This window comes from Bacteroidota bacterium (genome assembly GCA_016706865.1).
In the GTDB taxonomy this organism is placed as follows: Bacteria; Bacteroidota; Bacteroidia; order Chitinophagales; family BACL12; genus UBA7236.
This window is the reverse complement of the sequence record JADJIS010000002.1, coordinates 68826-81568: the sequence shown is the minus strand read 5'-3', so window position 1 is coordinate 81568 and position 12743 is coordinate 68826. Positions and strand designations below refer to the sequence as shown.

Below are 12743 nucleotides of genomic sequence, written 5' to 3'. Positions count from 1 at the left end.
AAGAAAGATTTTATACAAACCCCGGTAGGGGTGACATTATATCCCACCCTTCAAAAGATCCCGAGGTGGAAAATTTAACTACCTGAAACGTTATCCTCCGAATGACGCATAGTTCCTAAAGGAACCATGCGGGGGAGATTTATTGATGTAAATAGAAGAACAAATGTGTTATTGTAATATTGTGACGGGTCCGTAATCTAAAGGACGAATTTCTCGAACAAAAGCAGATCTTAACCCCGGCTAGGGGTGGCATTATTATAGAAAATAAAAGAAAGATTTTATACAAACCCCGGTAGGGGTGACATTATATCCCACCCTACAATAACGATGCTATGGTGGATTCAAAAGATCCCGAGGTGGAAAATTTAACTACCTGAAACGTTATCCTCCGAATGACGCATAGTTCCTAAAGGAACCATGCGGGGGAGATTTATTGATGTAAATAGAAGAACAAATGTGTTATTGTAATATTGTGAAGGGTCCGTAATCTAAAGGACGAATTTCTCGTACAAAAGCAGATCTTAACCCCGGTTAGGGGTGGCATTATTATAGAAAAATCTGAAATCGACATTAACCACAACCCCGATAGGGGTGGTATTATATGCCACTCTGCAAAAACGTACGATAACAATGGAAAGATCCCGAATGAGAAAATTTAAAATAGAAATACATAAGAAGATGATTTTCTTTCAAATGAAAAATAAAAATGAGGCTAAAGGTTTTAGATGATTTTCCATTCGGGATAAATCCAACTAATAGACAGGAAGTCGCTGCGCTCCAACCTGTCTATAAGTTGGATTAAAAAAAAACCGCACCGAGGAGCTGGTGCGGTTTAGCGACTCTAATATGAGAACTAAGAAGAACTTTGTTTAACCCTTGTAAGATCGTTACCTCTTACAGCTATAAAATTCTACATATCCCGACAACCTCAGTAAGACAGAAATTTCGATTTATTTGATGACATTTGTCAATGTAAAATACATAAATAACTGATTATGAGGTATTTATATTGTTTTAAAAAGGCCATTTAACGGATTTTCAGGGCTAAAAAAGGGTGAATTTTTTTTGAAGAAGGCGAAATTTTTCTAAAATCCAGACGAAATGGATGGAAATTGATCAGGCTATAGCGGTTATAAAATAGGTTTGTGATAGATAGAAACAGGCATCACCCACCCTTTTCTCCATAAAAATCTTCCCCAAAGGTGATTTTGAAGAAAGAACAATGATGGTTTTGGAGTTTATTTCAACCTTGCCAAATCCAATGGAAATGAAAAAGGAATCTTTGTCTGTTGTTATTAAACTTCCATTGGAAACGAAGGGAGAATTTTTGGAGATATCAATTAGTTCTAATTCCTTCCGTTGATCGTTCGCATTTCGCAATTGTTTGAAAATATTTTCCTGCTCTAAATGTAACATCGCTCTCGCAGTTTCATATTTATCGCCGGCGGTACTTTTTGTTTCGTTCGAAATACTTTCTTTTAATTCTATTAATATATTTTCTAATGATAATATCTTATCATTTATTGTTGTGAGCAGATGAGAATATATTTTTTCTTTAATATTCAAATTGTGATTATTTTCTATTTTATTCCAAAATATCTTACTATGTCATCTTTGTGAAACCTTTGTGCCTTCGTGCCTTTGTGGCAAAAAAAATTTTGAAAATAGCATATATTTTTGATTTAAAACGTAATTAAAAAAAATCTTTAATATTACAACTTCAATACATTCTTATAACTAATTCCAGTATCATCCTGCAATTTAATTAAATACATTCCCGGCTCAAGATCTTTTAACGAAACAGAAATTATATTATCAAAAAATATTTTTTCATACACAATATTGCCGGTCGTATTAATAATGCTTATCGATAAATTATTAATTTCATTTCTTTCAAAAAATAATATATCATGTGTCGGGTTTGGGAATATTTTTATATCCGATTCATTTATATTTTCCAACGATATGGTAGCGGTATCGTAATTAATTTCCCAACCAATTTCTTCTAAAACGGTGAGCGTTAAAATTCCCGGTTCATGATCTGCGTGACCGGCCGCCGCCTGGGGAGTCATAAATTCATTGTCGTTGCCAACAGGATAGGTGGCCTCGTCCCAATGCGAAAGACTTGACCCAAGTGTAAAGGTGCCTGGGGCGTATATTTTAGGTCTGGTACCGCCGGTTTCCAGCAGTATTTCGGGACTGTTAAAAAATATCTGATTGCTTATCAATTCAGTACCCAACTCGGCAGAAGGATTTATAATGCTCGATAATATAGTTCCCGCTGCATTTTCAAGATAAACATCAAAAACCGATGGCAACGTATCCAAAGCAGGCCATACAAAAGTAGTTGTGAGTGGCGCAAACGCCGAGGCATCAATCAATCCGAAGGAACCCACTGTTCCCGATCTGTTCGAAAGACTTAAAAACCCAAGCCCATGACAGATCTCATGTAAAACCGTGGAAACAAAATCGTATTGAGTGGGACCAGGATTTTCATCCAACCCATAATACCAATTTGCCAGCGAACTGAAATAGATCTCAATATCCGCAAAACCACCATTCAGATCGGTGCCGGTTATAGCATTTGCCAGACAGGATGCATACCAAACATCTGCAATTGGTGCTGCTGCGTAATTTAATTCCCCGTTGGGAAAGGTGATTCCGAGTTGTCCCGGCAACAATGGCTGCATATGCGCCACAATTTTTATCGGCACATCACTTATTAAATAATTGCTCCAGATGTCAGTGGCATGGTTAAATGCAGTGATCGCCTCCTCCGAAAGCCCCAAAAATTCCACCTCAAATTCCGCGGCCTGACCTTTGCATTTATTTGGCAAAAATGACAAAGTAAAAATTAAGGTTACTAAACCTGTTCGAAAATCAATCATCAATATTAAATTATATCCCCAAATATAACTATCTATGAAAGAATCGAAGGGAGAAGGGAGAAGATTCGGTTTAGGAAGAATCGAAGGGAGAAGGGAGAAGATTCGAAGGGTAAGGTTCTAAGGTTCTAGGGAAGGAAGGTGTGGTTAAGGTTAAAAAAGGGAACATCATTATTTATTGATAATTTGACATCCTAATGAAAGCTTAATTCAATAGGTAAATTCTTCAATTTTAATCAACCTATATCCTGATACTTGATACTCGAAAGGAGAAAGGAGTTAAATTTCTTGCGAAATTTTTGGGTTGATGCTTTAGTGAGACCCTCGCTTTGAGCGAGAGCCTCACTTTCTTCGTATAGGAAATCAAACCCCACCGTTTCTTTCCTATTTCTTATTTCCAATGTCCTGTGTCAAGTCCTATGTCATGTATCCTGTGTCCTTTGTCTTGTGACTGTGTCTTGTGTCTGTGACATCCGCCATTTACAACTAAATGCATTATTAATTAACTTTAACAAAAATTACGTGCGTGCTGCTGTTGCAATATAATATCATTTTTAATCGATCACTTTTATTTGTGGTGTTATTTATTGCATTTCCAATATTGCTTAATTCTCAGAATATTACAATTACAGGATCCGTAAAAGATGAAAGCACTTCCGAACCCATTCAATTTTCCAATGTTTTTTTAAAAAATGCACATAAAGGAACCACTACTGATGAAACCGGGAAATTTTCTATTCAATCTTCCATACCTTTTGACACGCTCATAATTACTTTTATAGGATATAAAACAGATACCATATTGCTCAATAAAGAAATTAATCAGCAATATAATGTATATCTTATTCCCAACAATTTTGATTTAAATGAAGTGGTAATAAAACCAAAAGAAGAACCCGCAAAAGTTTTAATGCGTAAGGTAATTGAAAATAAAAAACTAAACGATCAGCAAAATATAGAGGGATATAAATCGAAGGGATATACAAAAATTGAATTGGACATTGGTAATCTTACTGCAGGCACAGCAAATTCGGTTAAGGAGAATGCATTTAACGTTTTGCGCGATCATATTGATACAGTGAGCGATGAAACACCGTTTTTACCTTTCTTTTTTACGGAAACGGTTTCTGATTTTTATTATAGAAAAACGCCTAAATCAAAAAAAGAAGTAATTCAGGCAAGCCGCACTTCGGGAATTAATAATGCAAGTATTACTCAGGTATTGGGAAATTATTACGAACAATTTAATATCTACGACAATTATTGGTATTTGCTGAGCAAGAATTTTATCCCACCTGTTTGTGATTCCTGGAATTTTTTCTATAAGGTTGCTTTGGTGGATTCCGCTTTTATTGACGATGACTGGTGTTACCGAATTAATTTTTATCCCAAACAAAAACAGGAAAATGTTTTTGAAGGATATATGTGGATTGCAGATGGATCGTTCGCCGTAAAAGAAGTGCTGATGAATCTCGACAGCACCGCTAATATTAATTATTATAAACGCGGAGTGTTTTATCAGAAATATGATAATAAAAAAGATTCCCTATGGGTAATGACCGACGATAAATTAATTGTGGAATTTGCTCCCGGAAAAACTACCGCAACCATTATTGCGCGAAAAACTTCCACTTATTCCGATTATATTTTTAATCCCGATATTTTTACCGAAGTTTCTCATTATAAAGACGATATTGTTTACAGCGACAGTGTAATAATTAATGACGAAAGTTATTGGGCAGATAAACGTCCGATGTTACTGACGGATAACGAAGCGGGTGTTTACGAACTGATTGACAGTTTAGATAACATAAAAGCATTTACCACGCTGATCGAAATATATAATACTTTGATGTATGGATATTGGAATCTCGGTTATGTGCGCATCGGGCCCTTTGCAAATATGTTGAGTTCAAATGAGGTGGAAGGATTGCGCTTGCGCCTGGGAGTTAAAACCGGAGATCTTATAAGTAAACGCATGTCGTTGGGTGGATATCTCGCATATGGATTTAAGGATAACACATTTAAATACGGATCAGAATTTAATTTGGTGATAAGTAAAAAACCTTGGCAACAATTTAAATTTAATTACGAAAATGATCTCGATATTGGAAGTGGTGGTGCTGTAACTTTTGGTGAGGATAATTTATTATCCGGCATTTATCGCAGAAGAGAAACTCCTCAAAAATTAATTGATCAGGAAAAATTCACCTGGTTTTATCAAAAGGATTGGATTTGGGGATTATCTAATTCCATTACTTTAACAACGGTGGATATGCATCCGCTTTTTGATATTTATTATTACAATGGACATGATTCTTTAGTAAGTGATATTCAAAATTCAGAGATCAATTTTGGATTTCGATTTGCGTACAGAGAAAAGTTTTTATTTGATAATTATCGGCGTTATAGTATTGGAACAAAATATCCGGTGTTCACTTTTAATTATAAAATGGGAGTGGATGGACTTTTTGAAGGAGATTTTAATTATCGCACCTTTGAATTTACCATCAAAGATTATTTTACCATGGGAAGTATCGGAGGAACAACAGTCTCAATAAAATCCGGAAAAATATTCGGAACACTTCCAACTTTATTATTGGAATCTCCTCCCGGAAACGAAACCTATTTTATGAATCACGGCACCTTTAATCTCATGAACGAATACGAATTTGTGAACGATACCTATGCCGAATTATTTATCACACATAGTTTCTGGGGATTCTTTTTAAATAAGGTTCCTCTCATAAACCGATTAAAATTGCGCGAGGTTGCATCTTTTAAAATGGCATACGGATCTCTCTCCGAGGCAAATAAGGCAACAAACAATTATTTGAAAGAAACCGAACCCTTCTTCATCGGAAATTCTTCTCCCACCAAACCATACATGGAAGCTGGGATCGGATTAGAAAACATTTTTAAATTAATTCGTGTTGACGCTATCTGGCGCCTTACCTATCGCAATAATCCGCTGGCACCGAATTTTGGGGTGAGGGTTGGGGTGAGTTTGGATATATAAATAAAATAGCTTCGTCATGAACAATATGTCCGGAACACAACTCCAACCCGTACCGCGAAAGTCTCGTTAGGGACGAAATATCGGTAGCATAAATCCGACCCGCACCACCCTAGTCCCGTCCGCCGCGGCGGATGAAATGAAAGAAATGTTCAAGCGGAGGAAGATTTTCATGTTTAATGGATGTTATTAGAGAACATTAAATGCATTCATTTTTGAAGCGAAAATACATCATTGGGAAATCGATTCTTACCAAAACATTTTTACATCCCGTCCCTACAGGACTTGTGGATTTTGATATCCAGGATAGTTACCGAGATGCCGTCCCGCTGGGACTTTTTATTTACTTTATTGAGAAATATCCCAATAAAAACTGGGACCGACTGAGGGTCTCGCTCTTAGCGAGGCTCTCAGTAATGGTAATACCCCACCCGGAGCGCTAACACGTGGATTACCCTTTTTTTATTCAACCACGGACTAAAGTCCGTTGTTACAAGATCTGTCGTCCCTTCGGGACTGTGAATTAATTAATAATCAGAATTGAAATTCTCATTTGAAAATTAAACCTAGTCCTATGTCTTTTTTTCATTGTCCTAAATCAGTCCTATGTCCTATGTCGTATGTCCTATGTGATAAATAGCACTACATAGGTAACACTTTTTATCGTAGCACTACATAGGTAACACTTTATTTTGTTTTTTAGCATAAAAGGTTGATACTCATCTAAAAAGGTGATGAATTCGTATCAGCAAAGACAAGAGGCGGTCCAAAGGTTTTTAAAGGGTGAACATGTAACTCATATTGCAATTGTATTTAAGAAAAGCCGCAAATGGGTTCACCACTGGATAAACCAATATAACCTTAGAACTGATGAACTTAGTTGGTTTAAAGATCGAAGTAAGGCACCCAAAAAAAGCTCTTCAACTTTATCCATTGAGTTGGGGGCGCAAATTCTGCAAATCAGAAAGGAATTGGTAAACGAAAGGATGGCGCAAATCGGAGCAATTTCTATTCAATACCAATGCGAACTTCGTGGAATTAAACCTATTCCTTCGGTATGGACAATCAATCGATTAATAAAAAACATGGATTAAATACAAAGCCATCAGGTTATAAATCACCCATAGAATATCCTGAATTATTTCTTCATACCCATCAATTAGATCTGGTGGGGCCTAGATATATTAAAGGTGATGGAAGATACTATAGCGTCAATATTTTAGATATAAGTTCTCATACCTGTTTTGTAGAAGCTGTTCGCACAAAAGCATCAGAAAACATTCTTCAGGCCATTGCTTCCTTCTGGAAAATACATGGCATACCGGACGCTTTACAAATGGATAATGAATTAGCATTCCGGGGAAGCAACCGATTCCCCAGAAGCTATGGAAATGTTGTGCGCTTTGCTCTTAGCCTAGGGGTAGTCGTTATTTTTATTCCTTTAGGAGAACCTTGGAGAAACGGCAAGATCGAACAGTTTAATAATACTTATCAGAAGAAGTTTGTGAACACGCATACATTTAAAAATCTGGAAGATCTATCTATGCAAGAACAAAAATTTATACAGTTCCATAATAGTCATCATCGCTACAGCGCACACGGGCAAAAAACACCAGATCAAGTAAAATCGTTACAATTATCACCTACTTATTATAATGGCACGATACATCTGCCTAATCTTAACCCAAAAATTAAAATACCACTAACAGAAGGGAATATTTTTTATATCAGATTTATTCGAAGCGATCTAAAACTTCATTTGGCTAACGAGGTTTTCATTATGAAGCCTGAATTAAAATACAGTTATGTTGTGGCCATAATTAATATTGAAAATCAATTGCTTATTATCCGCCAAAATGACGAAATAAAAGAGATACTTCATTATCCAATGACAATAAAAAATAAATAACCTTCTTGTTTGATTTAAAGCCAAAGGGAAAAAGTGTTACCTATGTATTGCTATAGAATCGACCCTTAAACGCCCTTAAGGGCAACCCCAAAATACAAGGATCTCTAGGGAGTGACCAAAAGTGTTACCTATGTGATGCTATACAACACCTATGTCCTACGTCATAGGTCCCATACTTTGCTCCCCTTCCCCGTCGTAATCAAGCTCACCAAACTTTCCTGAATCAATTTTTCCCAGGCTCCTGCACAATCTTTATAACAAGCAATTGCAGGAATTAATCCTTCATGTGTAAAACGAACCTGTGATTTATTATTTATCCATTTGATGTCAAAGGTGATGATAGTATTTGTCCATTCGTTTTTATTGGTAACAAAATTAATTTCACTTTCGGTTACAAGCCATAATATTTTTTGTGACGGAATTAATTCTGTAATTTTTTGTTTTGAATAATGAATTCCGGGAACACGGTAAGTGAATTCTTCATTTAATTTATCCGTATTTCCTTCAATTTCCCCTTGCCACCAACCACGCACATTATTAATAGCATTAAATACTTCCTCGGGCGATTGATCAACAAAAAAAGTAGTAGTAAAATCCGTTGCAGCTAAATTCTTTTCATCTTCGGTCTGTGCATTTTCTTTGCTGTTGGGGGCACCTTTTCCTGTGGTGATCAGATCGTGGAGACTCTTGTGTATGTATGTATTCCAGGCATTTTTACAGATATCAAAACACTCATATTCCGGAACAAGACCTTCCTGTGTAAATTTCAATTCGGTCTTTTCATTTTTTTCGTTTATTTCGAAAATGATCTTATTGCCTATCCATTCATTTTTATCTTTTGTAAAACTGAAATAGTTGTGCAATACATCCCACACAATTTTTTTATTGGGAACGAGTTCAGTTATTTTTAATTTACAAATATGTACATCCTGATAATGATAATCCCAAACGGAATTTAATGTTTCAGTATCACCTTCAATTTCTTCGCTCCACCAAGCGCGAACATTATTAATGGCATTAAATACTTCTGTGGCAGTATTATTTAAAAGAATTGTTGTAGTATAATTTGAAGTTGACATTTGTTTTTGATTTAATTATTTTTTAATAATCGTAATTGTCCTGTATGAGATGCTAAATGTGTAGTTCTTGTAAGTATGATATTGAGTTTATTGCGATGCGGTTCCTTTTCAAAATCTTCTGCAGAAACTCTGGTATGTTTATCGAACCATGCTTCCGCAGATAATTCGGAAAATTTTTGTTTTATTACTACACATTGATCAACCCAGTATTTTCTTAACTCTGCTACAGTTTGGGTTAGTGTAACTGCTTTATCAGGCAATGTTACGTATGGTTCAAATAATTCCGGATATAATTTATCTCCCATATCCAGAAGTATCAACATATCGTCGTGAACTGCTATCATATGTCCCAATAAATAAATTCCTCTGTTTCTACCCGGAGCAATTTCCTCCTCCAGAGTTTCATCACTCAGGGTTTGGAGCTGTTCATCAAAATTTTTGATGGATGCATTCCACCTGTCGAATAACATTTTTATGGCTATTTCTGTCTGTGTCATATTTATAGATTTAAATGATCAAATGCAAAGGTATTATCTGAAATATACTTTTATAGGGTGTAAAATAGCCATTATACCGGGTTGTTTTGGACATGTCTTTCCAAATGGTTTAATCCTAATTTAAGGCAAAATATTTACTCATCCGTAAAAGTACCTCGGAGCGAGAAATGGGCCTCGGCAAGTGGTTTTAATGTCCCTTATGCGCTGCCACAACAAATTAAAAGCTCAAATGGTAGTGCGATTTGAGCGAAAATAAGCGCCACCATCTTGAAAAATATAAATATGATTTAAGAATTAATTTCAAAAAGAAACTTATAATTAGCGGTTTGTCGTGGCGCCTTTTTCGCTCCGGGTGGCAAGCATTAGGGACATTTAAACCGGTTGACGAAGCCCTTGACTTTTGGCGCTACCTTTTGGTTAAGCAAAAGGTAGCAAATCTGATGTAAGTTTAATTAACCAACCGGAGTAGAATTTTTATTTTAAAATAAAACTCAACAGGTTTTACATGAAAAGCAGACTTACTCAGGGTGTAAAATAGCCATTCTAACGGGTGGTTTTGGACAAGATATTGATATATCTTTGTTAAAATTAACGCAATGAAACATCTCACCATCCTAGTGCCCAATGGCGAAAACAACAATCTGAGCAGTATTGTCGGCGCATATAAGATCTTTAACAGGGCAAATGAAAAATGGACCCAGACCGGTAAGAACCCCATATTTGCAATAGAACTAGCCGGAACATCGCGTGAGGTGCAATTTCACGCAGGTATATTCAGTGTAAGACCACATACAACTATTGCCGAAATTGAAAAAACGGATCTCATTATTATTCCTTCATTGAACCATGATTATAAAAAAGCCATAGCGCTCAATACTGCATTGGCTGACTGGATCGCCGAACAATATATTAATGGAGCAGAAGTTGCCAGCATTTGCACCGGTGCTTTTTTGCTTGCTGCCACGGGTATTTTGCATGGAAAAAATTGTTCTACACATTGGTCGGCGGCGGATGATTTCAGATTGATGTTTCCCGAAATACATTTACAACCCGATAAATTAATTACCGATGAAAACGGAATTTACACCAACGGCGGAGCATATTCATTTTTAAATTTGATGATCTATCTGATAGAAAAATATTACGACAGACAAACGGCATTATTTTGCGCGAAAATTTTTCAAATTGAAATAGACAGAAATACGCAATCGGAATTCACCATTTTCAGCGGACAAAAACATCACGACGATGAAGTAATTCTACAAGCACAAAATTATATTGAAAAAAACCTCGACGAAAAAATTTCTATAGAAGAACTCTCCACAAAATTTAATATAGGCCGCCGAAATTTCGACCGTCGTTTTATAAAAGCCACCGGCAACACTCCACTCGAATATTCGCAACGCGTAAAAATAGAACTCGCAAAAAAGACATTAGAAAATACGCGCAAAACAATTAATGAAGTGATGTATGAGGTTGGATACGCGGATGTGAAAGCTTTTAGAGAAGTGTTTAGGAAGTATACGGGGATGACGGCGGTGGAGTATAGGGGGAAGTATGGGAAGAATGGGGCGAGGGTTGGGTTATAAAATCTAAAATATTTCTTAATTCTATCAAGTCATCTTTTTCCTGTTATTATATTGAAATAAATTATTGGACTTCTTTAGCGATGAAGAAAAAATAAATTAATGGGACAGAATTAAAAGTTGAGCAGAGGATATTTTCCTTTGAGAGGACCGAATTGAATTAACTTGATTTTTTATTACAATATCATTATGGTATTTAATTTACATTTTAAATAATTGATTTGGGTTCTAAGATACCATTTAAAATTCCGGATTTTTGATCCTCCATAAAAGTTTACTGAGCCGAGGGTGGGCATCAGCAGGTGGCTTTAATGTCCCTTATGCGTCGCCACATCAAAACAAAAGTTTCAATGTTAGTGGAATTTGAGCGAAAATAAGCGCCACCATTTTGTAAAGTACTATTTTGATTAAAGAGTTAAATTTAATACGAAGCTGATAATTTGCGGTTAGTTGTGGCGCCTTTTTCGGTCCGGGTGGCAAGCATTAGGGACATTTAAGCCGCATGGTGAAGCCCTTGACTTTTGGCGCCACCTTTTGGTCAAACAAAAGGTGGCAAACTTGACATAACTGCAATTAATAAATCGGAGTTGGATTTAAATTTTTAATATTATAAACGACCATTTACATGTCTAAAAATAAAATGTAATGATAGCCACTCCACAGAAAATGCTTGTGGCCCAAATTAATTTACAAATTAAGTAAGATATTCAATTTCTTATTTTCAGGCAGGCATTAAATATATCAAGTACAATTTGCGCCACCTGAGTATCAAATAAATGTCCAACACCTACCAACGAATAATTTTCATCAAGAACAGTTGGCTGGGCACTAACTTTAATTCGTTCTACTTCTCCACTACCATAAATTTCTACTTAGGTCAGTTTCTAATCTAAACAAAATATAATCGGAATTAAAAGATTGTTGTGATTTTGCTTTGCTGTTTTCAAAAGATGGCCATTTCACTTTAGAATTTAGTGAAACCGAAGAATAGCGGTCTAATATGGTTTCAATATTGTGTTGTAAGATTTCAAAATTACATGGCCAACTATCAATGATAAGGTCGTTAATTTCAGCATACCACCCATTTTCATTTTTGCAAAAAGGAACAAAAATAATTTGTTTAAATCTATCACTTATGTATAAGTGACAAAAGCGAAATGGGTATTTGTTTTCCATAAGTAAATTTCAGGATTTTGTTGTAAAGTAAATACTTCATGATCAAATTATTTAACCCTGTCAGGTCAAAATCTATAAAATTTCAATTTCACTGTAAAGGGAGGATAAAATTAATACTGTTCAAAAAATGAAATTAATTTAATCTTTAATAATTGATGATCATTTCCTCAACGAAAATGATTTGTTGTGAAACATTTACGTATTTAATTTGTGATTCGTATTCACATGGTTTATTCAGTTAGCCTACCAAAAGTACATAGGTGTCATATCGGAGTCGAACCGATATAATCTGATTCACAATCAGACCGCTTAATCCGCCGCGGCGGACGCAATGACACAGTTGAAGGAGAAGGATTTGAACCTTCAATGACTACAGTCAAAGTGTAGCGTGTTGCCATCCGCCGCGGCGGACACCATCCTTCAATAAAAAATTAATCCGTCGGGAAGACACGACTCGAACGTGCAAGGCTTACGCACCCGCTTCCAAGGCGGGACTGCTACCAGTTACAGACCTACATCCCGTTAAAATAAAAAACCCCGCTAATTTCTTAGCAGGGCGCAATATCTTTTTAAAAAAAATATTAAATACACTTCT

9 protein-coding genes and 2 tRNA genes are annotated in these 12743 nt (G+C 35.9%); 4 read left to right on the top strand and 7 right to left on the bottom strand.

Features of this window, described 5'->3' with window-relative positions:
• Positions 1 to 1116: 1116 nt before the first annotated feature.
• Together IPI31_03565 and IPI31_03560 are read right to left on the bottom strand one after the other, a co-directional pair.
• Positions 1117 to 1566 (bottom strand): hypothetical protein, encoded by a 450-nt coding sequence (locus tag IPI31_03565; protein ID MBK7566880.1) that lies wholly within the window; start codon positions 1564 to 1566, stop codon positions 1117 to 1119.
• 146 nt (positions 1567 to 1712) lie between these two features.
• On the bottom strand, positions 1713 to 2888 hold the full coding sequence (locus IPI31_03560; protein MBK7566879.1) for a T9SS type A sorting domain-containing protein: 1176 nt from the start codon (positions 2886 to 2888) through the stop codon (positions 1713 to 1715).
• A gap of 523 nt (positions 2889 to 3411) precedes the next feature.
• Between IPI31_03560 and IPI31_03555 the strand changes: the two genes are divergently transcribed.
• The 3 genes from IPI31_03555 (at position 3412) to IPI31_03545 (ending at position 7810) form a co-directional block, all read left to right on the top strand.
• Positions 3412 to 5904 (top strand): carboxypeptidase-like regulatory domain-containing protein, encoded by a 2493-nt coding sequence (locus IPI31_03555; protein MBK7566878.1) that lies wholly within the window; start codon positions 3412 to 3414, stop codon positions 5902 to 5904.
• A gap of 731 nt (positions 5905 to 6635) precedes the next feature.
• Complete coding sequence (locus tag IPI31_03550) at positions 6636 to 6995, top strand: helix-turn-helix domain-containing protein (GenBank protein MBK7566877.1); 360 nt, start codon at positions 6636 to 6638, stop codon at positions 6993 to 6995.
• A complete protein-coding gene (locus IPI31_03545; GenBank protein MBK7566876.1) occupies positions 6959 to 7810 on the top strand; it encodes a transposase in 852 nt (283 codons plus the stop codon). Before IPI31_03550 ends, IPI31_03545 begins: the two co-directional genes overlap by 37 nt.
• A 161-nt stretch (positions 7811 to 7971) precedes the next feature.
• On the opposite strand, the gene IPI31_03540 is transcribed toward IPI31_03545, so the two are convergent.
• Together IPI31_03540 and IPI31_03535 are read right to left on the bottom strand one after the other, a co-directional pair.
• The gene (locus tag IPI31_03540) at positions 7972 to 8889 is read right to left on the bottom strand and encodes an SRPBCC domain-containing protein (GenBank protein ID MBK7566875.1); all 918 of its coding nucleotides are present in this window, start codon (positions 8887 to 8889) and stop codon (positions 7972 to 7974) included.
• Between the two features lie 11 nt (positions 8890 to 8900).
• Positions 8901 to 9386, bottom strand: coding sequence for a DinB family protein (locus IPI31_03535; protein MBK7566874.1), 486 nt, complete (start codon positions 9384 to 9386; stop codon positions 8901 to 8903).
• A 596-nt stretch (positions 9387 to 9982) separates the two neighbouring features.
• On the opposite strand from IPI31_03535, the gene IPI31_03530 reads away from it, so the two are divergent.
• Positions 9983 to 10975: a helix-turn-helix domain-containing protein gene (locus tag IPI31_03530; GenBank protein ID MBK7566873.1), complete on the top strand. Its 993-nt coding sequence runs from the start codon at positions 9983 to 9985 to the stop codon at positions 10973 to 10975.
• A gap of 852 nt (positions 10976 to 11827) precedes the next feature.
• Here IPI31_03530 and IPI31_03525 read toward each other — a convergent pair.
• The 3 genes from IPI31_03525 to IPI31_03515 form a co-directional block, all read right to left on the bottom strand.
• Entirely contained in the window at positions 11828 to 12148 is a 321-nt protein-coding gene (locus tag IPI31_03525; GenBank protein ID MBK7566872.1) for a hypothetical protein, read from the bottom strand.
• A gap of 340 nt (positions 12149 to 12488) precedes the next feature.
• Positions 12489 to 12571, bottom strand: a tRNA-Gln gene (locus tag IPI31_03520).
• Positions 12572 to 12587: 16 nt separating this feature from the next.
• Positions 12588 to 12670: transfer RNA gene (locus tag IPI31_03515), tRNA-Pro, on the bottom strand.
• Positions 12671 to 12743 lie beyond the last annotated feature (73 nt).